Genomic DNA, 24802 nt, shown 5'->3' with positions numbered 1-24802 from the left:
TTACTTGCTCATTTTTTGAGATTTTTCTATACATGCACATATAGCTTTTATAACAGAGGCTCTAAAACCTTCCTCTTCAAGGACTTTAACTGCTTCTATAGTAGTCCCTCCAGGTGAGCATACCATATCTTTTAGTTCACCAGGATGTTTTCCTGTTTCAAGTACCATTTTTGCAGAACCCATAACTGCTTGTGCTGCAAATTTATATGCTTGTTGTCTTGGCATTCCTGCAATTACTGCTGCATCTGCAATAGCTTCTATAAACAAAAACACATAGGCTGGTGCAGAACCACTCGCTCCAATCACTGCTTCTATAAGATATTCTGGTACGACTTCAGTGTTTCCAAAAGAACTAAATACTTCTACCACTGCTTCTAAATCTTCATCTTTTATATTTTTATTTATAGATATTGAAGACATAGCCTCATTTACAAGTGCAGGAGTATTAGGCATAGTTCTAACTATTTTTTTATTTTCACCTATAATTGCCTCTATATCTTTTATAGATTTTCCTGCTGCTATTGTAACTATAATCTTACTATCATCTACAAAATCTTTTATCTCTTCTAAAATATCATCATATATGTCTGGCTTAACAGCTACAATTACTATATCAGAATTTCTAGTAACCTCTTTTGAATCTTTTGTAGTATTTATACCAAAATTTGCATGTATTCTATCAAGAGTTCCTTGAGTATATGCTGATGCTGTTACCATATTAGGTTCAACTAATTTTGAATTTACTATACCACCTATCATAGCACTGGCCATATTCCCTGCACCTATAAATCCAATTCTTTTCACTGTAATACTCCTCCTTAAATAAGTAATAACTAAACTTTAAGCTTCTTTAACTGTATCAGAATTTTCAAATGGATTTGGTATACTTACCACTAAAATTCTTACCATCTTATTAGTATAGTTAACCCAATTGTGATTGTTCTTTTCACTATTATAGTGTATTGTATCACCTGGATACATTTCAATTTGCTCGTCACCCAAAAACACTGTAAGAGTGCCCTCTAAAACATATACAAATTCTTCACCACTATGTACATAGCAACAAATTTCTTCACTACTTTTACTTGGAAGAATTTCAATTAATCTTGGTAACATAGTTTTTTCTTTTAAATTAGATGATAAATGATAATGTATAAATGTTGAATTTTCTACATCAAAAACTTCTTTTTCATAACTTCTTAATACAGGTCTCTTATGCTCCTTTGGTTTCATAAAAAAGTAAGTTAAATCTACATCCAATACATTTGCTATTTTACCTAATGAATCTGTTGCCACACTTGTTAATCCTCTTTCAAGCTGTGACAAAAATCCAATTGATAAGTTTGTTTTCTCACTCATATCTTTCAGTGTCATTTGTTTTTGAGTTCTAAGTTGCTTTATTTTTGCTCCTATGTCCTTATTCAAAACCATCACCCCTAAATAATTTTAATTTTTTCATAATATAAATATAAGAATATAAATATAGGCTATTATATCTATAATATTTCACCTCAAAAAAACTTTATTAGTATAAATATAATTTATTCACTTTCTTTTGTCTACACATTTATCATTATTTATAATTTATTATATATATCTCTCTACCTAATTTAATAAAATTTATTAATCATTTTTCTATTTTTTAATATATCTGATTATAATGACTTTTTTTATATTATAAAACTATATTATAAAACTTAAGTTATTCCTATAATTTACTTTATTGTTTATATAGTTCATAATATATAAATCTTATTAGTATAATTTTTATCAGATTACTATCTTTAATTTATGTACATTGCATTATATAGTTTATTTGAATTTAACTATTAAAAATTAAGCTTATTACATTGCTATTTCTACAGATTTTTACATCCTTTACAATAATTATAACATAATTTTACAATTTAATAGTATCTATTCAATGCCTTTTTTTATTTCTACAATATCTTATATTTTACAGTCTAAAACTATACATATTTTTCTAATATTTATACAGATACAGACTTGTTATTTCCTAATTTAACAATCGTTATCAAAATATTTATCATCTTTTTAAATTCCATTTTTAAATTTTCTGTCTAACAATAATTTTCATAATAAACCATATGAAATCACCTTATAACCTCAATCATACGATTTTAAATATATCTCTATTCTAAAGATACTTTCTTTTTTTGTCAAAATTTTTCTATTTTTTATAAATAATTATTTGTTGTAATAAATAATCTGTTTAATATAAAATAAACTAACTTTATATATAAACACGACTATTCTTAATAAAATGCGTCCAAAAGTTAATATTCATTTATTTTATAGTATAATATTATCATACTTATTTTGTTGAAATATATCTTTGTTTGTATAAACAAAACAATTGAAAATAATTATAAAAATCTACTGAAAATACATCTCCTGCTTTATAAATTTATTTATACTAAAATAAAAATTCTATAAAAAATAAGATATATATTTATAAAAAATAATTTTTATAAATATATATCTTATTGATATCAGTACCTATTCTATATAAAAACGCCATAAAAAGTCTTTTGCTTCTTCTGCATAGTCTATATTTATACGTTTACTAGTTTTTATATCCAATTTATCTTCACTAAATACTTTTTTTCCTTCATTATCATAATAAAAGTCACTTATATACAATTCTTCACCCATTATACTCTTACTATTTAAGCTTCTATCTACTTTTAAAGCCTTACAAAGTTTTCCTGGTCCATTAGTAATATTTTTTATTTGATACTTACTCAAATTATCATACAGTTTATTATATCTATTTACAGATATCTCATTTAAAGAAGTTATTGGTTCGACACCTCTTATTAACACACACTCTGGTACATTTTCTGTATTTGCTGATAGATTTAGACAATTGTACATACCATAAATTAAATAAACATATATATGTCCACCATCTAAATAGAGAGGCTTAGTTCTCTCAGTTCTTTTATCACCATATACATGTGCGCCTTTGTCATTTATACCCATGTATGCCTCTGTCTCTACTATCTTGGTAACAATTGTTTTATTTTCATATTTTCTTATTAAATATTTACCTAATATAGATTTAGCTAAATCAATTCCATTTTTCCTAAAAAAATCCTTTTCCAAAATTTCACCTCATAAAGTTTATTTATAGTCAGTTAAATACAGCTAAAATCATAAGTAAAATTAGTCTGCTTTTAATTGTATATTAATATATAAAATAATGGATTTCAATATTTACTACTTATATATATCAAAAAATTCTATCTCGAATTTTTCAATATTATCGTTGTAATTTGATTTATCATAGACTTCTTCAACTACTTCTTTAATTGGGAATATTATTTTTACCTTTGTTCCTTCTCCTAATTTACTATCTATATAAATTTCTCCATTTTGAATTTCAATTAACGATTTTGCAAGACACAATCCTATTCCACTGCCGAATTCGTTTGATATACCACTATTTTCAATTTGTTTAAATCTATTAAATATGTCGTTTAATTTCTCCTTTTCTATACCTATTCCAGTATCTTTTATAAGTATTTCTACATTTTCACCCTCTTTATATATTCCTACAAGTATTTCTCCACCTTCTAAAGTAAACTTTATAGCATTTGATAATATATTCAATATTATCCTCTCTATAGATTCTGGGTCAAGTCCTACTCTCATGGTTTCTTCATTTGTATCAAAAACTAAGTCTATTCCCTTAGATTTTGCATAACTGCTAATGGATGTAACTATTCTTTCTGTTATATCGATAATATCAAAGTTAACCGCTTTAATCTTATATATTTCTGATTTAACTTGAGAAATATTTATTATATTATCTATTAATCTTAATAATCTAAACATGTTTTGTTTAGTTATTTTTATGTGTTCTCTTAATATATCTTGACAGTCAATTATCTTTCCTTTTTTATAAAGATTCTCGATAAGCTGAACTGAACTATAGATATTATTTAAAGGGGTCTTAAGTTCATGAGATATATTAGCATAGAACTCCATCTTCATCTGGTCATACTGTCTTTGTTTTATTAATGCTTTTTTAAGTCTCTCAGACTCTCTTTGTACACTTAAATCTTTAATTATTCTCACTCTACTTCTCTTCTGCCCAAAGTATAAGGTTCTTGATATCATCTTTACTTCTTTAATATGATTGTTTTCATTTACTATATGAATACTTTTTTCTCTTTCACCTATATTTAAATTGTTTATGTATTTTTTTACTAAGATATTTCTATATTTTTGTGTTGTTACGCCTAGTACATCACTTGATATTCCAAATAATTCTCTAAAAGCTCTATTCGTATAGAGTACTCTTGATGTACTTAAATCTTCAAGAAAAATAGCCTCTGGTATAGCATCTAATAATTTTTCATATATTATTTTTTGTTCATTTACTGTTCTAAGTATATTTATTTCTTTAGTTATATCTCTAAATGTAAGTAACTTAAATAATTTATTATTTGACCAATAATCTCCAACTCTCACTTCTTCAACATGTTCTTCGCCCTCTGAATCAGACATTACAAAATTAATTATACAATTTGCCGTATCATTATAACTTACTATTTCAGCTTTCTTTTCTTTTGTTAGATTTAATCTTTTAAACTCTCTATTATCAAAAAAATCTATGTTAAAGGTTTCAAAATATTTTTCTAATGTCATATTAACTAGCTCTTTTGGTGTACATTTAAAACTCTTTTCATATTTTTTATTTATGCTTATTACTTTATTCTTCTTTATACCACCTTCTGCACTTCTTACAAGTATAGGAGATGGTATATTTAATATTATATTTTCATAATCTTTATTTATAGCCCTTATCTCTTTATCCATTTTTATTTCATTTGTAATATTATTTAAGCTTATTAAATAATTACTTTCTTCTTCATTATTACTTAAACTTAACAAATATATTTTATTATTCAACTCTACTTGTTTATCAATTATACTTATATCCGTATCAAATTTCTTTAGCTTTTCAGCTACATGCTCATCTTCCTTTATAAAATTTAATATGTGATAAAAGTTTTTCATATCCTTTGAAAATTCATCTTTAAATGCATTATTTGTATAACTTATATTAAAATCATAATCTGTTATTATCCATACACTTGGTATAGTATCAAGTGCTTGTCTTAATAACTCTTTTCTTTCATCTATGTAATTTTTTAATGTTTTCTGTATAGTCATGTCCTTTTCTATTGCTAGATTTATCTTACTTAATTGTTCTGACTTTTTACTTAATTTCTTATTTATTGAATTTAATTCATAATATGGATATACCACTCTATTAATTAGACTGTATACATACACATAGTAAGTATAATTACATAACAATAAATACACTACTCCTATTAATCTATCTGTATCTACTATACTAATTTGACAAGTTGTTATAAAACCTATAATAGTTGCAAATAAAGCAAAGTATGATAAATTTTTTATTAAGCTATAATGTTCAGTTTCACTATTAGTTTTGTTTAATACAAACAATAAATTGAACAAAGACATGACAACATTAATTGCCATAATAATCATATTCAAATAAAAGTTATTAAAAATACTTCTTAGAAGATAATCTACTATTACAAAAGTACTGTTGAAAATCAACAAATGACTTATTCTCAGCTTTTTTATTTTAGAAATTGTTAAGTATATAAATGTAGATATATTAATTATACTTAAATTGAGTATCATAACTTGGAATTTTTGAATCTCTAATTCTGCTATGCCTAAAATCCCCACAAAAACTAATACAAGGCATCCTAATTTTAGTATGTTTATAAATTCATCTTTTTCAAAACTAGTTATATAAACTATAGAATATCCAAATATCCAAAGTAAAATTATTCTATACATATTTATGGAAACTGTATACAAATTTATATTCAAAAGTGCAATAATTAAAAATAACCCATTAGCCAATATATAGCCCTTATTCTTCCTTAAAGTTCCTTTAGATTCCATATTCTCCACCACTTCTTCATTTTTATATAGTTTTATCTATAAATATGTTACCACAATTCTCCCAAAAAATTTGTCACTTTCTAGTTATAAAAAAAAATGAGTAAAGTTTTTAAAATTTTACTCATTTTATAGATTTTGTATATTTAATTTAAAAAGCTGGAACTATACTTCCTTTATATTCATCTTGTATAAACTTTTTAACTTCTTTACTATTCATAGCCTCTGATAAAGCTTTAATCTTATCGCTATCTTTATTATCTTCTCTACAAGCAATTATATTTACATATGGAGAATCGCTTGATTCTATTACTATTGCATCTTTAGTAGGATTTAAATTCGCTGTTAAAGCATAGTTAGAATTTATTACTGCTCCATCAACATCTTTTAATACTGTTGGTAATTGTTCTGCATTCATTTCTTTTATTTGTATATTTTTAGGATTTTTAGTTATATCTTTTTTAGTTATAAGTTCGCCATCCTTTACTTCTATTAATTTATGCTTTGCTAATAATTTAAGTGCTCTAGCTCCATTAGTCGCATCATTTGGTACAGCTATAACTGCTCCATCTTTTACTTCATCTAATGATTTAACTTTTTCTGAATAGAATCCCATTGGCTCTATATGAACTTTAGATGTATAAGTAAGTTTATATTCCTTTTCCTTCACGGTCTCCTCTAAAAATGGAATATGTTGAAAGAAGTTAGCATCCAAAGAACCCTCATCTAAAGCTGTATTTGGAAGCACATAATCATCAAATATCTTTACTTCTAAATCATATCCTTTTTCTTTTAATAAAGGTTTTGCAACTTCCAATATTTTTGCATGTGGATTTGATGATGCCCCTACTAATATTTTTTTATCCTCTTTGTTTGAACATCCTACTGCTGATATTGCTATTGCTGACACTAATGCTACTGATAATAATTTTTTTAATTTCATTTTTTACTCCCCCTTTAAAAATGTTTTATTGATTAAATTATTTTAGTTTCTTATAAGCTAGATTTCCTAAACCTTGTATTATTTGAACTAGTATTACAAGTGCTATTACTGTATAAACCATTACTGCTGTGTCAAATCTTTGGTATCCGTAAATAAGAGCTATATTACCTAGTCCACCAGCTCCTACTGCACCTGCCATAGCTGTATAACCAAGTATAGAAATTACTGATAATGTAATTCCAGATACTATTGAAGGCATTGCTTCTTTTATCATAACTTTAAATACTATTTGTTTTTTTGTAGCTCCAAAAGATTTGGCAGCCTCTATTAGTCCCTTATCAACTTCGTTTAATGAACTTTCTATAATCCTAGCGATAAATGGTGCTGCACCAATAGTTATTGGTACTATTGCAGCAGTTTCTCCTATACTTGTTCCAACAATTAATCTTGTTATTGGAATCATTGCAACTATAAGTATCATAAATGGGAAACTTCTAAATATGTTTACTATAAATCCTAGTGCACTATTAATCGTACTATTTGGTTTTAATCCATCTGGTTTTGTCACCACTAATATAATTGCTAGTATAAATCCTAATATTGTTGCCACTACAGTTGGTACTATGACCATATATAAAGTTTGTAGTAATGCATTTGGAAATAGTGTTGTTAAAAAATCAATTAGACTATTCATTTATCATTTCCTCCCATCTTATGTCCTTATCTGTAAGATACTGTTTTACTTTATCTCCACTTTTATCTGAAACATTTATAATAAGTGAACCTAAAATATCTTCTTTAAATTGTTCTAATTTCCCAAATATTATAGATACATCTATGTTTAACTCTCTTGCCATTGTTGTAATAATAGCTTCATTAGAAATGTCTTTAGGGAATAGTATTTTTATATTTGTTCCTTTTGGTAAAATTATACTTTCTTCACCTATTAATTTTCTAAGTCCTTTAGTATTTCTCAAGAAAATTTCTTCTGTATCTCCTATTTCTAATACCTCTCCATTTTCCATTATTGCCACTCTTCCACAAATTTGTTTTATAACTTCCATTTGGTGAGTTACAACTATTATTGTTATTCCTAGGTTTTTGTTTATATCTTCAAGTAATGAAAGAATTGATTTTGTAGTATTTGGGTCTAGTGCTGAAGTTGCTTCATCACAAAGAAGTACTTGTGGGTTTAGTGCTAAAGCCCTAGCAATTGCAACTCTCTGTTTTTGACCACCACTTAAGTTTCTTGGTTTATCATTTTTCTTTTCAGATATACCAACCACTTCTAGTAACTCTAAAACTCTTTTTTTTATTTCTGCCTTTGTATATCCAAAGCACTCTAAAGGTAATGCTACATTATCAAACACTGTTTTTCTTTCAAGTAATGAAAAGTGTTGAAAAATCATACCTAACTCTTTTCTTAAATCCCTCATTTGCTTTTCATTTAATGACTTTACTTCCTTATTAGATACAAGCACACTACCTTCTTGATATTCTTCTAGCCCATTTATACATCTAAGTAGTGTTGATTTTCCAGCACCACTATGACCTATTATTCCAAAAATTTCTCCAGATTCTATCTCAATACTTACATCTTTAAGTACTTGAGTCTTTCCATAATACTTATTAACATTTTTTATGCTAATCATAAAATTTCCTCCCCACATATTCTGCTCAATTTGTATGTTTATTTTTATTTATGTATTTTAAATTTGTATCTAACAAAATAAAAGCCTGAGTATAAACTCAGGCTTAGAAAGCTATTTATACTCATCTATCAACTATATTAGTTGCAGGATTTAGCACCAATGTATATAAAATATACTGGTTGCCGGGTTTCAAAGGGCCAGTCCCTCCACCACTCTTGATAAGACGTTATTTAATTTAATTCGATTATCATTTCTTGCTATGTTATATATAATATATTTATTAATAATATTTGTCAATAAATTTATTTGAAATTTTTATTTTTTATTATTCTGAATTGAAAACAAAGTTCATAAAACCTCATATCAGTTTAGAAAATGGATATCAAGATACTACTCTTTCAATTATTTTGACAAAACTGATACTTGTTCTATCTAATTTCTATTTGGATGTGGATTTCTTCGAGTAGAATGTTAGTGATTTTCCAGCAAAAGTAGAAGCATATAAAGAACTTATTTGCAAAGAACTTGGAGTAAAAAATAAAAACGAACTATTTTAAAATGCGAAGTAAATATTTGTGAAAATACTAATCATCTGAACTGGAGTTATTGGAACTTTAAATACAGTCTCGTTGGCAGGCAAAAACCAAATACGTCACTATGTAAGAAAAGATTGTAATAAAGCATTATAATATCTCCACTTGTAACATTTTTTTGAAAAACTCATTGACAAGTAAGTGACTAATAAGTATACTAAATATCAGTGACCACATGGTCACTAATATTGTACAACGGAAATGACCAGTCGGTCATTACATAAGGAGATATCATGCCTACAAAATTATTTTTTGAGCTTAATGAAGACAAACAAAGGAATATTATTAGTGTGGGAATATCTGAATTTGCAACATATGGTTATACAAATAGTTCCACCAATAGAATAGTTAAAAGCTCTGGTATTAGTAAAGGTAGCTTGTTTAAATATTTTTCTACTAAAGAGGAATTGTATTTTTTCATACTTGATACCGTCACAGCAGACTTTATTGAAAGTTTAGAAAAAAAGACAATCGCCATTTCACCAGAGTTATTCCAACGAATAATTGAATATTCTGCTTTAGAATTTTCTTGGTATATTCAAAATCCTGAAAAAGCAAAATTGTTAATAGGTGCATTTACAAGAAGTGATACTGAGATTTACCAAAAGACCATAGAACGATATAGTATTAAGGAATTTGATGTATATGACAATCTAGTTAAAGATATTGATTTGAGTAATTTTCGTTGGGATAAGCAGAAAACTATCGACATTTTGAAGTGGTTTCTAAAAGGTTTTAACGATTCTTTTTTAGTAAGTACTCAAATAGATAACTATTCATTCGAACACATACAAAATGAATATGTAAAAAGTCTAACAGAATATCTGGAAATATTAAAAATGGGGCTTTTAAAATAAAAGGAGGATACAGTTATGTTTTGGAAGGCAAAAGGTGGATGCGTCAGCATTGACGATACAGATATGGACTATATCTCTTTTGGAAATGGTAGTGATATTTTAATCATGCTTCCTGGACTAGGCGATGGATTAACCACAGTCAAAAGAATGGCTATCGCAATGGCTATAGCATATCGCATGTACGCCAAAGACTATAAAGTATATGTTTTTAGCAGAAAAAACCATTTAAAAGAAGGTTATTCTACACGAGATATGGCTAAAGACCAAGCGAAAGCCATGAAAATACTTGGTATCACTAAAGCTAAAGTTTTAGGTATTTCTCAAGGTGGAATGATAGCACAATACCTTGCTATTGATTATCCCGATTTAATTGAGAAACTCGTACTGGCAGTTACGCTATCAAAGCAGAATAAAAACATACAAGAAGTTGTTGGGAATTGGATTACATTGGCAGAGCAAGAAAAATATAAGTATCTAATGATTGACATATCAGAAAATTCTTATTCAGAGAATTATCTAAAAAAATATCGTTTTCTTTACCCTTTGCTTGGGAAAATCGGTAAACCTAAAGATTTTAGACGGTTTCTCATACAAGCATCCTCTTGTATTCAGCATGATGCATATATGGAGTTGAATAATATTATATGTCCCACTTTGATAATTGGGGGCGATAACGATAAGATAGTTGGTGTAACTTCTTCTGTTGAATTAACTGATAAAATTAAGGACAGCGAATTATTTATATATAAAGGTCTTGGACATGCTGCGTATGAGGAAGCAAAAGATTTTAATAATCGTGTTCTAAATTATTTATCGAAATAAAGTAAAGCATTATAAAAATAGAGTAGATACGCTATCCTGTATGTGGCAACAAAACAAGGCTAAAAATTCGATTAGATACTATACCTGAAAATTTCTCGTTTTATATTTTTTTACTGTTTTTATAAGCCATCATTGAATATTGAAATCAAATAGGCGTAAAACGGAATTTTTAAGCAACTAAAATAGAAACACATAAAGCCACACAAACATAGTGTTCGTGTGGCTTTACAGCGCTTTATAAAATAATTTTTATTGTTGATATTGGCAGGTTATTCTACTATTTTTTATTATTTCCTGTTATTCCTAATCTATCATTCATGTCTTTTATCATTTTTCTAAAACCACTACCTATATCATTTCCAACATTTTCTGTTCCATGAACTAGTTTCATAAAGTCATTTTGACCTTTTTTCATATCTTCATCAGATACTTTATCTAATTTCTCTAATCTAGCATCTATATCTTTTACTAATCTTTCACCTTCAGTTATTAATTCATCATTCATTTTCTTTAATTCAGCATCTTCTGTTTTACCATCTTTTTTAATAGATGTTACAAATGATTGTATTTTGTCTCTACTGTCTTTGTATGCAGCCTTTACATCACTTAAATATTTTTCATTTCCTGGATATTCTTTATCTTTAAATTGATTATTTATACTTTCTGGAGTATCATAAATAGAATATCTATTTAAACCTGCTATATAATCATTATAGCTTGTTGAATAATAATTCATATAACCTTCATTGTTGTTTACTGATTCATTTGGATTTTTTCCTGCATTTTCATTTGGTTTTTCAGTTTTTTTAGTACAAGCAGTCATACCTATAGCTAATACTAACGCTAGTCCTACAAATAAAGTTCTTTTTAATTTCATTTTTATTATCCTCCTAGATGTTTTATATTACAAAAAGTTTTAATAAAGTTCTTTCTCAATTTAGTATTTCTATATTTTTATTTTTTATTTACTAAAATTAAACAATTTATAATTTATTTTTTGGGAAATTATAATAGATAAGTAATTAATAAAAAAAATATAATTTTATTATTGATATTGATTATCATTCATAGTATAATTTAATTAATTGATATTAATTTTCATTTGAAGGAGGTTATCTTTTATGCATTGTTGCAATTCACAATTTTGTTGTAAGAATAAAATTGAATCATCATATATAAAATGGCTTTTAGAAGTTTTAGGTCCAGTTTTTTTAGGCTCTAAACCTGCTGAAATAATAAATATTTCATTTACTGATGTAAATAGAGAGGAAAAAATTAATGATATTTACAAATATCTATATAATTGTAAAAGAATAGATTTTATAGTTATTGATAAAGAAAAAAAAGGATTAAAAATTTTATTTGTAAATAAAACAGCATTGTCAGAAAGATTAAAATGTAAAAAAACAGTAAATTTCTTGAAGTTTTTAGGATACAAACAAAATACTAATGTAAATGCTTATTTAGAGCATCTAGTTGAAAAGCTTAAAACTGATACTTTTCCTGATGAAATAGGTATTTTTTTAGGATATCCCCTTAAAGATGTAATTGGATTTATGGGATATAGTAACTATGAAGTTTCTATGATTAGGTATTGGAAAGTTTATGGTGATCCAAAACAATCAGAAGACACATATTCTAAGTTCTTGCTTCATCGTAAAAAAATGAGAAAATTACTTGACTACATAAGTGTAGATAAAATAGTAAGCTGTTTCTAATTAGATTTTATTCTATAAAATAATTAAAAATAAAAATACATCCTTTTTTATCATGTTATTATCACAATAACTTAAGGATGTATTTTCTATTTTAATATGCTAATTTCTTAATATACTAATTTTGGTTATATAACATATCTTTAATATTTATTTTCTTTTCTTGCATTCCATTAGACATCAAGAATTCTTGTGTGTCCTCTAACTCTTTTATGTCCTTATCTGTTATCTTAGAACTAAAATCATACCAAGAATACATTTCCTTTGTTTCATCTAAAGTTAAACCAACTTCTTTTGATACCTCTTCCATTACCTTACCTTTATTCTCATCCATATATTTTAAAGTCTCTTCATGAACTTTCATAAATCTTTTTACTAATTCAGGATATTTTTGAGCAAAATCATCACTTACTGCAGTAACTATTATTCCACTAACTAAACCTTCTCCATTTACTATCATTTTGCTACCTGCATTTATTGTTTTTAAAGCCACTGGCCCTGCAAGCATTGCAACATCTGCACTTTTACTTTCTAATGCAGAGGCAGCACTAGGAATATCCATGTTTACATATTCAACATCATCTATCGTATAACCTTCCTTAGCAAGTGCAGCAATCAATAATTGATGAAGTATAGTCCCTTTTGGACCTACAATTTTCTTACCTTTTAAATCTTTTATAGATTTGATATTTTCATTGTTAGTTATAAGCATATATCCTTTTGGTGATCTACTATAGATATTTGTAACTTTAAGTCCAACTCCATTAGATGCTGCTATTATAGCAGATGTTCCACCTAATGCATGTAAAAAGTCTAATTCTCCAGCAGCTAGTGCCTGAGTTTGTTCTGGGCCTGTTGTTAGTTCATGAAAATTAACTTTTATATTATCCTTTTTAAATTCCTTACCAAATGAATCATCTTTCTTTTCCAGTATACTTGGAACGTTAAGTGGAGACTTCACATAGGTTAAATTTATTTCCTTAGGTAAACTAGTCTCTTTTTTTGTAGGAACATCTTTATTACCCTCTTCTTTGGTTGAACATCCCACAGTCCCAACCAATACCATTACTAAAGATGTCATTACTGCTAAAATTTTTTTGTTTCTTTTAATCACTTAAAACTCCCCCAATTCCCTTAATATTTCTTTTTTTAAGCTTATATAATAGCTTTTAGTTAAATCTCTATTATATTCATCTTCGACACTAAATTGTTTAATCCCTTTATTTTTACTAAAAACAATTATTTTCTTTGCTATTTCCATAGCTTCTTCTATATTATGAGTTACAAATACTACCCCTTTTTTAGTATTTTTATGGATATTTACTACTTCTTTTTGCATTTTTCTTCTTGTAAAATAATCTAATGCTGCAAATGGCTCATCCATCAATAGAATATCTGGATTAAAAGAAAGAGCTCTTGCAATACTTACCCTGTGAGCCATTCCTCCTGATAACTCATTTGGATATGAGTTCTTAAACTTTTCAAGTTTCATCATCTTTAAATATCTATCTAAATCAACTTTATTTCTATTATTTTTTTCAGTATGTAAAAGTATATTTTCACTTACATTTAGCCATGGCATTAGTCTACTTTCTTGAAAAACAACTCCTACTTTTGGGATACACTTTTTATCATTATTAAAAAAATATACATTTCCACTAGTAGTACTTTCAAGACCTGCTAAAATTCTAAGCAAGGTTGTCTTCCCACAGCCACTTTCCCCTAGTATAACCGTTATTTCTTCGCTAGATATACTTAATGATATATCATCAAGCACTAAATGTTCTTTATTATCAACTAAATACTTTTTATGTATATTCTCTAATAAAAATCCATTTCTAACCATTTAAATCAACCTGCTTCCCTTTACTAAATTTTGCTATTGCCATTGAAAATAGATAATCTGAAAGTATACCTAAAAAACCAATAACAAAAATTCCAACCAGTACAATATCAGTTCTTGACATATCCTTACCGTCAGAAATCAAGTATCCTAAACCTGAAGAAGCCGCAATAAGTTCTGCACCAATTATAGCTCTAAAGCTATACCCAAGACCTAAACTAAGTCCAACAACAATATCTAACATAGAATTAGGAATTATTATTTTGCAAAAAATTCTTTTCTTAGATAAATTAAAAGACTTGCCTACTTCAATTAATTTACTGTCACAATTTTTTATCCCTTTTAGTGTATTTAAAAATATTGGAAAAAACGATGCTAAAACTATAATTATAATTTTAGACTCTTCACCTATACCAAACCATAAAATCAGCATAGGTATTAAGGCTAGTGGAGGTGTACTTCTCATAAATTCAAATAGTGGCTTGAAATATTCATACATTTTTTTATTTACACCAAACACGATTCCAAGTGGTATTGCTATCAATGAACTTATTAAAAAACCTATAAATATCCTCTTCACACTAGCATAAACATTTAAAAAAATAGAACCATCATTTATCATTTTTATAAAAGTTTCCAAAACTCTTTCAGGCGGAGGCAAAATATAGCTACTCCATATACCTAAAACACATACAATTTTCCATAAAACTAAGATTAGTAAGAAAATGTAATATCCTTTAAACTTTCTATGAATTCTCTCCAGCATCTAATACTCCTTTTTAATATACCTACCCCTGCTACCCTTTTTATTCTTTAAATATATTTTAAGCTACAATTAAAATTCACTATAAAAATTAATCTATACCAATTCTTACTCCACCTGACCTCATTCTGTCAGAAGGTGTTGCATCTGTATTCAAGCTGGACAATCTTTCAGATGGTTGTATAATAACAATTTGACCATGCTCAACAAACTCCATATGATAAGATTCCCCTGAAGTCTGACCAACAAAAGTTTTCCATGATAGTTTTGCTACTTTAGGATATGGTTCCCTTCCAGTCCATGCTACTAACGCATCTGAGTCGACACAACAAGGCCCTTCAAGTATTAGAGGGTTCCCATCTGTTATTATGGCAATATCTTGATTTTGACTTGTTTTATTTATTAAATGTGTAGTAAAAAGTCCTTTTTGAGATATTACTCCTGAACCAATTAATTTTACACTATAATCTAGTTGTTCTGAAAATGCTAATAAGTTTTCACTCTCAACACAAATCGAGTCACCTGGGTCAATTGATATTACATCTACATGATAAGCATTTTGTGCTAGGTAAATTTCACCTTCACCTTCAACAACCATTATTGGCATTTGTTCTCCTGTCAATGACCTTTGAACATGTCCTAGCAATGCTCTACCTAAACCACCACCATTATTTGGGCCTAATATTAATTTTTCAAAGTTAAAATTTCCTTTAAATGCTACCATAGCACCTTTTTTAGCAAAAAATTTACCACTTCCTCTTGCTATACACATAAGTTCATTTGTTACATCAAATTTAAACATAATAAACATTTATATTGCTGTATTTAGCAATAATCCCTCCTAATCATATATTTGTCTATAATTATACAGTAAAAATATAATATAGTCTAATTGACTTCAAATATGAAATTTATTATTTATATAAAAAATAAGAGCCTGATAAAAAGTTTAACTTACTTTATTATCAGACTCTTATTTTATCTATCTTTTAGTATCATGGCAACTCTTACTACTTGAGCATCCAGAACAACCACATCCACAACTACTGCCATTCTTTTTCTTGTTATTAACCATATGCATCACAGCCAATGCCATTAATACTACCACAATAGCTGCTATAATAAATGTAGCCATAATCATCACTCCTTATTTATATGAACTAATTTTTCATATAGCTCAAATTACCAATTTTATCTTTTTTTATTGTTCGATTTGAATAAGTTAAAACCCCAAATACTACAGCTATTGCTATAACTATAGATATTATTGCCCCAGCAATACTTCCACCAGTTCCTAAAAGTACACTTCCAACTTGATTGATAAGAAGAGCAACTATATAAGCTGTTAAAGTTTGGAACCCTAATGTAATCCATGTCCATTTCCATGAACCCATTTCTCTTTTTATAGCACCAATAGCTGCAAAACAAGGTGCACAAAGCATGTTAAATGCCATAAATGAAAATGCACTGACTACTGTAAACATACTTGCAACTGAACCAAGAAGTGTTGGGTCTTGTTCTGTTGCATCTGATATACCAAATAAAACGCCAAATGTTCCAACTACATTCTCTTTTGCTACTAGACCTGTAACTGTTGCTACTGATGATTGCCAGTTTCCAAATCCAAGAGGTGCAAATATTGGTGCAACTATATTTCCTAGACTAGCCAATATACTATCTCCTGCATCTACCATTTGTAGTGACCAGTTAAATGATTGTAAGAACCATATTACTCCACAAGCAACAAAGATAATTGTACCTGCTTTGATTATAAATGCTTTTCCTCTATCCCACATATGAATTAAAACTCCTTTTGCACTAGGAACATGATATTGAGGTAGTTCCATAACAAATGGAGATGGTTCTCCAACAAATAAAGAAGTTCTTTTTAATATAATTCCACAAACAATTATCATTACAATTCCTAAGAAATACATTGATGGTGCTACCCATGAAGCCCCTCCAAACAGTGCTCCTGCAAATAAAGCTATTATTGGAATCTTAGCTCCACATGGAATAAATGTAGTTAACATGATAGTCATTTTTCTATCTCTATCATTTTCTATAGTACGAGTTGACATAACACCAGGAACTCCACAACCTGAACTTATAAGCATCGGTATAAATGACTTTCCTGAAAGACCAAACTTACGGAATATTCTATCCATTATAAAAGCCACACGTGACATATATCCACAATCTTCAAGTATTGATAATAGCAAAAATAAAAGCATGATTTGTGGTACAAATCCTAATACAGCTCCAACTCCACCAATTAAGCCATCAACTACAAGACCTTGTAACCAATCAGCTACATTTACGGAAGCTAGGAAATTACTTACATTACCTTGAATAATTTCTCCAAACAATACATCATTTGTCCAATCAGTTGCTATAGCACCCAATGAACTTACTGCTATGTAGTAAACTCCCCACATTATAAGTGCAAAAATAGGTAGTGCTAATATACGGTTTGTTACAAACTTATCTATTTTATCTGAAACAGTTTCTTTACCATTTCTATTTTTCTTTATTATGCTTGAAATTATTGAACTAATAAATTCATAACGATTTGCTGTGATTATACTTTCACTATCATCATCCAATTCATCTTCACAATTTCTAGTTATCTCTTCTATGTCATTTAATATTACTTTAGAAATATCAAGCTTTTGTATAACATTTTCATCTCTTTCAAATAACTTTATAGCTAACCAACGTGTTTCCATATCTATATATGGAGTTTTTTCCTCTATTATCTTTTCGATTTTTTCTATTGCTCCTTTGCTTTCATCAACAAAAGGTAACTTAAAATCTAATTTATTGTTACCACTTGCAATTTCAATTGCTTTTTGAGCAGCTTCCATAATTCCTTGCCCTTTAACAGCTGTTACTTCTACTACAGGGCAACCTATAACCTCTGATAATTTTTTAATATTTATCTTATCTCCATTTTTCTTAACAACGTCCATCATGTTAAGAGCTATAACAGTAGGTATACCTAATTCCAAAACCTGAGTTGTTAAATATAAATTTCTCTCTATATTTGATGCATCTACAATGTTTATTACTGCATCTGGTTTATCATCAAGCATAAAATTACGTGTAACAACTTCCTCTAATGTATATGGTGATAGAGAATAAATACCTGGTAAATCTACTATTTCTACATCTTTATTTCCTTTTAATTTTCCACCTTTTTTTTCAACTGTTACTCCTGGCCAGTTACCAACATATTGTGATGAACCTGTAAGTCCATTAAACATTGTTGTCTTGCCACAATTAGGATTTCCTATGAGACCTATTTTTATTGACATTTACATTCCCTCCATTAATATTTAGATATATAAATTATTTTTGATACAGAAAATCATTCTCACTATATAATTGCATTAACTTTACTATAATTAACTTTATTATTCCACAATAATTTTTTCTGCATCTGATTTACGAATTGATAGTTCATAATCTCTAACTGTTATTTCAATTGGGTCTCCAAGAGGAGCTACTTTTCTCACAAATACATCAACACCTCTTGTAATTCCCATGTCCATTATACGTCTTCGTGTAGCTCCTTCTCCTTCTAATTTTTTAACTTTTACAGTTTCCCCACACTTAATATCCTTTAGCTTGTTCATATTACTACCTCCCTATATTATTATTCTACTTGCCATTTTTTTGTCTAATGCAATTCTAGTATCCTTTACATCTATTATTAAATTACCATCTATCTTAGAAATTATTTTAACATTTGTTCCTACTACAAATCCTATGCTATTTAAAAATGTTCTTGTCTTATCACTTCCTGAAATCTTCTTTATAACTACTTCTTCTCCTATATTTGATAATACTAATGGCATACGATATTCCTCCTTATACTAGTTTAAATTTATATGTAAACTTTTCCTTCTATTTAAATTCTAGTATCTTATTTTTAAATTGTGGTTCATTAAAATGATTACCTATTTTTTTCCTTCTTTTTACAATTCTTAATTTTGATTTAAGTCTATCATAATAGTATAGTTTTTGCAAGTGATTATTGTATTCTTTTGATTTTTTCTCTCAATTACTTTTATTCCTCATACAAATCTTATTTGTCTTAACATATTTTTTATCTATTTTATATTTATTTATATACTTAATTCTTACTTAGAAACATTTTCATTATTACTTTCATCTTTTTCTGTAAAAATGTCTTTATCTAATTTTAAAATATCAACAAACAAATGTATTTTGACATACTCTCTTCTTCTGTGTATGAGAGTGTGACAAACAAAGTTTAAATTCTATTATAAATAATTATATTCTCTATTAACTTGAATATTTAGATAGAAATTCTATTTGTTGAAGATTAAATGTTTGTGTATGAATATTGGAATAATTTTTTGAGTATGTATCAACAAAACCATGATTTGCCTCTGCGATTTCAATTTGAATATTTTGTTTTTTGGCAAGTTGAGAAGCAACAAACTCAACATCAAATGAATCGTATTTTGCAAATACTAATAAAACAGGACATTTTGGAATTACATCCATATAATCTCTAATTCGAGAACCATAACAGCAAATTATTCCATCACATAAGGAATTTTCACTGCATCTCCATGCAATTGTTGCACCTACACTATATCCAATAACGAATACATGCTTATATTTTAATTTTAAATCATTTATAAGTTTTTCTACTTTTTCATAGACATTAAATCCTATATTACTTATAAAAAAATTATATGCATCTTGAGCTTTTAAATAAGAAAAAACTTTCCCGCTACCCAAAAGTTCAGGGCAAAATACATCATATCCATCTTGATAGTATTTTTCACAAATATCCTTTATAAAATTGTTAACTCCATAAATTTCATGTAGCACTACAATAGCTATTTTACTTTTATGTGTATACTTAATCAGTTTATCCACCACCTTTATTAAATAGTCAATATTTTTATACTTAGTTTAATGTATTCCTATATGTATGTCAATTTACTGTTTTAGAATCTAATTTACTCAAAAAGGAGTATTTCACTCATAATCTTTAAAAACCATGAATGAAATACTCCTAAAAGTTTACTTAATTTATATTAAATTTATTTTCCAAAATATCTATTTAATAATCCTAAGAATGCTTTACCATGTCTAGCTTCATCTTTACACATTTCATGTACTGTATCATGTATAGCATCTAATCCTAATTCTTTAGCTTTTTTAGCTAATTTTAATTTTCCATCAGTTGCACCATATTCAGCGTCAACTCTAACTCTTAAGTTTTCTTTTGTATCTGCAACTACAACTTCTCCAAGAAGTTCTGCAAATTTAGCAGCATGTTCTGCTTCTTCAAAAGCTATTCTCTTATAAGCTTCTCCTACTTCTGGATATCCTTCTCTATCAGCTTGTCTACTCATTGCTAAATACATTCCTACTTCTGTACACTCACCAACAAAGTTAGCTCTTAATCCTTCGATTACTTCCTCATCTACACCTTGAGCTACTCCTATTCTGTGCTCATCAGCCCAATTCTTTTCGCCTTTCATTTCTTCAAACTTATCAGCTCCAACTTTACATACTGGACATTGTGCTGGTGCAGCATCCCCTTCATGTATATATCCACATACTGTACAAACAAATTTTTTCATAATTAATTTCCTCCTAATATTTTATATATCAAATTTAATTTTTTATTTTCTAAGTTAGTCTATATATACCCGTGTCATATACCTTCAAACAATTTTTTTTAAAATTTTTTATTAATTTTTAATTTCGATTTGTCAGCAGTATATTTCTGTAGTAATGACCTTTGAGTTTCATTAGTTCTTTATGATTTCCAGATTCTACAATTCGTCCATTTTCTAAAACTATTATATTGTTACAATTTGATATAGTACTTAGTCTATGAGCTATAATTATACTAGTCTTTCCATAAGTCACATTATTTATTGCATCTTGAATCTTAGCTTCAGTTGCTATATCTATATTACTCGTAGCTTCATCCAAAATAAGTATTGGTGCATTTTTTAATACCGCCCTAGCAATACTAATTAATTGTTTTTGCCCCTCACTTAAATCCTCACCCCTATCTGATAAAACAGTCTCATATCCTCCATGCATTTTAATTATAAACTTGTGTAAATTTGCTATTTTACTAGCAGATATAACCTGTTCATCAGTTGCTGTTAGGTTTCCATACCTTATATTTTCCATAACAGTGTCATTAAATATATAACTTTCTTGTGGAACTACTCCAAAATAATTTCTTAAACAATTCCTATCAACTGAATATATATCATTCCCATCTAAAAATATCTTCCCTTTTTCTACTTGATAGAAATTTGTAATCAGATTTATAATTGTCGTTTTTCCACTGCCAGTTTCTCCTATTATGGCATTTGATGTTCCAGCCTTGATTTTTAAGTTTATATCACTTAGAATATTCTTTTTTGAGTCATATGAAAAACTTACATCTTTAAATTCAATATCTCCATTTATAAAAGATTTTTTTAAATTATTATTTTTATTGTTGTAAATGTCACTTTTAGTGTTACTATTTATTTGTTCTTCTTCTTGCTCATCCATAACTTCAAAGATTCTTTCACATCCTGCTACAGCTGAAAGCAATGTATTGAATAAATTAGCTAATTCATTTAAAGGTCTTGTAAATTGTCTTACATAACTTAAAAAACTTGCTATAACGCCTATAGTTATAACGTCTTTAGACGCAAGTACTCCACCTATAATACATATAATTGCAAATCCTATATTACTAATTACGTTCATAATAGGCATTAAAAGAGATGTATAAATCTGTGATTTAAGTGAAATACTCAAAAGCCTATCATTGATTACTTTGAAATCACCTACAGATTTTTTTTCATAATTAAAAGCTTTTACTACATTTATATTTGATATCATTTCTTCAATATGAGAATTTAGTTTTCCTAATTCTACTTGTTGTTGCTTAAAAAAAACTCTAGTCCTCTTTGCAATGAAATTGCTTAGAAACATTACTATTGGTATTAATACGATACTGCAAAAAGTTAAAATAGGGCTTAATATAAACATCATAATGAAAGTTAGCAATATGTTCAAAATTCCTGTAATTAATTGTACTAATGAAGTTGAAATACCTGTACTAATATTATCAACATCATTTGTTACTCTACTCATAATATCTCCAGTAGCACTCTTATCAAAGAAAGTTATTGGTAAATTCCTGAATTTTAGAAATAAATTACTTCTCATATCTCTAACTATGCTTTGAGATAATCTAGCTGTAAATATCCCCTTGAACAACTTAACTAAAAATTCAATTATATAAAATAAAAGTAAAATAAGTATTCCTTTTAAGAAAATAGACTTTGAATATATATCAATATTTATTATGTCAACTACTTTTCCAAGAGTATATGGTATTATAGTTGATATAATTGAATCAATTATTACTAGTAAAAAAATTAATCTAGTAATTTTTTTATCTTTTTTAAAGTACATAAAAACTCTTTTAAATGTTTTTTTAAAATCTTTAGGCTTTGCTTTTTTCTTTAATCTACTCACCTTTTGATTTCCAGTACTCAAATTCAATACACTTCCTCCTTAATTTACATCTTCATTTACTAGATTTTGCAACTCAAAAATCTTTTTATAAGTTGGAGAACTAACCAGTAAATCTTCATGTGCAGCAAATCCAACCACCTCTCCCTCATCTAAGACTAAAATCTTATCACAGTCAATTATAGAACTAATTTTTTGTGAAATAGTTATAATAGTACATTTCTTGTTTTCATTTTCTCTTAAATTATTTATATAATCTTTTATATTTTTCCTTATAACTGTTTCTGTATTGATGTCCATCGCACTAAAACAATCGTCAAGAATTAATATTTGTGGTTTTTTTGCTATAGCTCTAGCTATTGTAACTCTTTGTCTTTGTCCTCCTGATAGGTTTTTACCCCTTTGAAACAAAACTTCATCATAAGAATTTTCAAGTTTTGTTATAAATTGATTTGCATTTGCTATTTCGCATGCTTTTACAACATCTTCTTTACTTATATCTTTACTTCCCATAATTATATTTTCTGATATACTCTTTCCAAACACACTGCTATTTTGAAAGACTACACCTATTTTTTCTCTTAAACTATCTTTAGATATACTGTATATGCTATGCTCTCCAATCTTAATATCTCCTTTATCAACTATATATAGTTTTTGGATTAAATTGACTAAAGAAGTCTTTCCTGAACCAGTTTGACCAATCACGCCAATATTTTGCCCTTCTTTTATATTAAAAGATATGTCTTTTAATATCTTCTCATCTATATTTTTATTATACGAAAAATCTACATTTTCAAAAATTATATCACCATTTATAAATTCTAACTCTCTTTCTTTAGCATCTAAATCAGTATTTTTGATAATTACTTCTTCATTCTCATCAATTAGGACTTCACTTATTCTTTCATAAGAAGCTTTTGCTCTCACAAAAACATTAAAAACGTGTGAAATCATTATAAGTGATGTTAATATTCTAGTCATGTAGTTTACATAGGCAACTATAATTCCAATTTTAATTTCTCCAGAATAAATTAAATATCTCCCAATTAGCAATATTATTATTATAGCAATGTTAATAATTATTGTAATTGTTGGTCTAAAAAATGACATCATTGTTGTGGCTTTTCTACTATTTTGAAAAAGTTCATTATTTAATTCTTCAAAACGTTTATTCTCATAATCATATCTACAGAATAATTTAACTACCTTTATTCCACCTAAAAACTGTCTCAATTTTGAGTTTATCTTATCTGTACTTTCTTGTACTTTTTTAAACAACTTATATCCAATCTTCATGTTAAGCAATATTATAATAAATATAATTGAAACTGCAATTAAAATAATTATTGACATTTTTAAATTTAATTTTATCGCTATAATTAAACTTCCTATACACATAATTGGTGATTTTATAAAAACTCTCATCATTCCATGAACAAATAATTGTATCTGATTAATATCATTAGTAATTCTTGTTATTAGTGAGGCTCTACCAAATTTATCTACTTGCTTCAATGAATATGTATTTATCTTTTCAAATACATCCTGTCTTAAATCATAAGAAAAACACTGAGAAACTCTTGCTGAGATTATACTTCTTATTATTGAAAATACTGCTCCTAAAAAAGTTATACCTATCATTAATGCTCCCGTTGATAATATGTAATCTAAGTCCTTATTTGAAACCCCTATATCAATTATTTTAGCCATTATAGTTGGTTGTGCCAAATCACAAAAAGCTTCCAATGTTAAGAAAAATATTGCTGTTAAAAACAACACTATATATTTTTTTATATATTTTTTAAAATACCTCATTCAACCATCCCTTCATAGCATTTTCTAACTATTAAAAGTATATCACAATCAATAATTTAATTGATTATATCAATTATAAATATTTGATTTATTCTTAATTTTTATACTATATATTTTATAAATTATTTGTTTTTATTTCCCATATTTATATATATTTATAGCATACTATTATATATAATATATATGTATTAAAATTAAGACAAAACTTTAACTTTACTATTTGTGTAAAAAGTAATATAATTTAAAATTGATTATAAATCTAACTTTTTTATCTA

24 protein-coding genes and 1 riboswitch are annotated in these 24802 nt (G+C 27.3%); of the genes, 4 read left to right on the top strand and 20 right to left on the bottom strand.

Features of this window, described 5'->3' with window-relative positions; all coding sequences use genetic code 11:
- The 7 genes from proC to IC213_RS10815 form a co-directional block, all read right to left on the bottom strand.
- The gene (proC, locus tag IC213_RS10845) at positions 1–804 is read right to left on the bottom strand and encodes a pyrroline-5-carboxylate reductase (RefSeq protein WP_227432864.1); all 804 of its coding nucleotides are present in this window, start codon (positions 802–804) and stop codon (positions 1–3) included.
- Between the two features lie 36 nt (positions 805–840).
- The gene (locus tag IC213_RS10840; protein WP_413840640.1) at positions 841–1431 is read right to left on the bottom strand and encodes a helix-turn-helix domain-containing protein; all 591 of its coding nucleotides are present in this window, start codon (positions 1429–1431) and stop codon (positions 841–843) included.
- Between the two features lie 1089 nt (positions 1432–2520).
- On the bottom strand, positions 2521–3129 hold the full coding sequence (locus tag IC213_RS10835; protein ID WP_227823727.1) for a DNA-3-methyladenine glycosylase: 609 nt from the start codon (positions 3127–3129) through the stop codon (positions 2521–2523).
- A 114-nt stretch (positions 3130–3243) separates the two neighbouring features.
- Positions 3244–5982, bottom strand: a complete 2739-nt coding sequence (locus tag IC213_RS10830; protein ID WP_227863072.1) for a PAS domain-containing sensor histidine kinase — start codon at positions 5980–5982, stop codon at positions 3244–3246.
- A 148-nt stretch (positions 5983–6130) separates the two neighbouring features.
- Positions 6131–6922, bottom strand: a complete 792-nt coding sequence (locus IC213_RS10825) for a MetQ/NlpA family ABC transporter substrate-binding protein (protein WP_227432859.1) — start codon at positions 6920–6922, stop codon at positions 6131–6133.
- Positions 6923–6959: 37 nt separating this feature from the next.
- The gene (locus IC213_RS10820; protein WP_227432857.1) at positions 6960–7616 is read right to left on the bottom strand and encodes a methionine ABC transporter permease; all 657 of its coding nucleotides are present in this window, start codon (positions 7614–7616) and stop codon (positions 6960–6962) included.
- Positions 7609–8574 carry a methionine ABC transporter ATP-binding protein gene (locus tag IC213_RS10815; RefSeq protein ID WP_227432855.1) on the bottom strand — a complete coding sequence of 322 codons (966 nt, stop codon included), beginning with the start codon at positions 8572–8574 and terminating at the stop codon, positions 7609–7611. Before IC213_RS10815 ends, IC213_RS10820 begins: the two co-directional genes overlap by 8 nt.
- Positions 8575–8692: 118 nt before the next feature.
- A riboswitch (SAM riboswitch) is annotated at positions 8693–8799 on the bottom strand.
- 601 nt (positions 8800–9400) lie between these two features.
- Between IC213_RS10815 and IC213_RS10810 the strand changes: the two genes are divergently transcribed.
- Genes IC213_RS10810 through IC213_RS21310 form a run of 3 tightly spaced genes read left to right on the top strand, consistent with a single transcriptional unit; the run spans position 9401 to position 10971 of the window.
- Positions 9401–10024 (top strand): TetR/AcrR family transcriptional regulator, encoded by a 624-nt coding sequence (locus IC213_RS10810; RefSeq protein WP_227831145.1) that lies wholly within the window; start codon positions 9401–9403, stop codon positions 10022–10024.
- Positions 10025–10039: 15 nt separating this feature from the next.
- Entirely contained in the window at positions 10040–10846 is an 807-nt protein-coding gene (locus IC213_RS10805; RefSeq protein WP_227836054.1) for an alpha/beta fold hydrolase, read from the top strand.
- Between the two features lie 26 nt (positions 10847–10872).
- On the top strand, positions 10873–10971 hold the full coding sequence (locus IC213_RS21310) for a cysteine-rich KTR domain-containing protein (protein ID WP_227433305.1): 99 nt from the start codon (positions 10873–10875) through the stop codon (positions 10969–10971).
- A gap of 152 nt (positions 10972–11123) precedes the next feature.
- Here IC213_RS21310 and IC213_RS10795 read toward each other — a convergent pair whose 3' ends face one another.
- Complete coding sequence (locus IC213_RS10795) at positions 11124–11723, bottom strand: hypothetical protein (protein ID WP_227863071.1); 600 nt, start codon at positions 11721–11723, stop codon at positions 11124–11126.
- Between the two features lie 244 nt (positions 11724–11967).
- Between IC213_RS10795 and IC213_RS10790 the strand changes: the two genes are divergently transcribed.
- Positions 11968–12564, top strand: coding sequence for a DUF3793 family protein (locus IC213_RS10790; protein ID WP_227432851.1), 597 nt, complete (start codon positions 11968–11970; stop codon positions 12562–12564).
- A 115-nt stretch (positions 12565–12679) separates the two neighbouring features.
- On the opposite strand, the gene IC213_RS10785 is transcribed toward IC213_RS10790, so the two are convergent.
- The 12 genes from IC213_RS10785 to IC213_RS10730 form a co-directional block, all read right to left on the bottom strand.
- Positions 12680–13642: an NrtA/SsuA/CpmA family ABC transporter substrate-binding protein gene (locus tag IC213_RS10785; protein ID WP_413927302.1), complete on the bottom strand. Its 963-nt coding sequence runs from the start codon at positions 13640–13642 to the stop codon at positions 12680–12682.
- A gap of 33 nt (positions 13643–13675) precedes the next feature.
- Positions 13676–14407, bottom strand: coding sequence for an ABC transporter ATP-binding protein (locus IC213_RS10780; protein WP_227432849.1), 732 nt, complete (start codon positions 14405–14407; stop codon positions 13676–13678).
- Positions 14400–15170: an ABC transporter permease gene (locus tag IC213_RS10775; RefSeq protein ID WP_227432848.1), complete on the bottom strand. Its 771-nt coding sequence runs from the start codon at positions 15168–15170 to the stop codon at positions 14400–14402. Before IC213_RS10775 ends, IC213_RS10780 begins: the two co-directional genes overlap by 8 nt.
- 88 nt (positions 15171–15258) lie before the next feature.
- Positions 15259–15969 (bottom strand): AIM24 family protein, encoded by a 711-nt coding sequence (locus IC213_RS10770; protein ID WP_227863069.1) that lies wholly within the window; start codon positions 15967–15969, stop codon positions 15259–15261.
- A 180-nt stretch (positions 15970–16149) separates the two neighbouring features.
- A complete protein-coding gene (locus IC213_RS10765) occupies positions 16150–16302 on the bottom strand; it encodes a FeoB-associated Cys-rich membrane protein (protein WP_227432846.1) in 153 nt (50 codons plus the stop codon).
- A gap of 25 nt (positions 16303–16327) precedes the next feature.
- Complete coding sequence (gene feoB / locus IC213_RS10760; RefSeq protein WP_227432845.1) at positions 16328–18484, bottom strand: ferrous iron transport protein B; 2157 nt, start codon at positions 18482–18484, stop codon at positions 16328–16330.
- Positions 18485–18583: 99 nt separating this feature from the next.
- Positions 18584–18805, bottom strand: coding sequence for a FeoA family protein (locus IC213_RS10755; protein WP_227432844.1), 222 nt, complete (start codon positions 18803–18805; stop codon positions 18584–18586).
- Positions 18806–18817: 12 nt separating this feature from the next.
- Complete coding sequence (locus IC213_RS10750; protein ID WP_227432843.1) at positions 18818–19027, bottom strand: FeoA family protein; 210 nt, start codon at positions 19025–19027, stop codon at positions 18818–18820.
- A gap of 451 nt (positions 19028–19478) precedes the next feature.
- A complete protein-coding gene (locus IC213_RS10745) occupies positions 19479–20087 on the bottom strand; it encodes a dienelactone hydrolase family protein (RefSeq protein WP_227863068.1) in 609 nt (202 codons plus the stop codon).
- Between the two features lie 164 nt (positions 20088–20251).
- Complete coding sequence (locus IC213_RS10740; RefSeq protein ID WP_107594844.1) at positions 20252–20797, bottom strand: NADH peroxidase; 546 nt, start codon at positions 20795–20797, stop codon at positions 20252–20254.
- Between the two features lie 118 nt (positions 20798–20915).
- Complete coding sequence (locus tag IC213_RS10735; protein WP_227482320.1) at positions 20916–22739, bottom strand: ABC transporter ATP-binding protein; 1824 nt, start codon at positions 22737–22739, stop codon at positions 20916–20918.
- A 12-nt stretch (positions 22740–22751) separates the two neighbouring features.
- Positions 22752–24527 (bottom strand): ABC transporter ATP-binding protein, encoded by a 1776-nt coding sequence (locus tag IC213_RS10730; protein WP_227482319.1) that lies wholly within the window; start codon positions 24525–24527, stop codon positions 22752–22754.
- Positions 24528–24802: the final 275 nt, after the last annotated feature.

The organism is Clostridioides sp. ES-S-0049-02, from assembly GCF_020658465.1.
Classification (GTDB): Bacteria; Bacillota; Clostridia; order Peptostreptococcales; family Peptostreptococcaceae; genus Clostridioides.
Note: the sequence above shows the minus strand (reverse complement) of the source record. Positions and strands in the feature narration are given on the sequence as shown.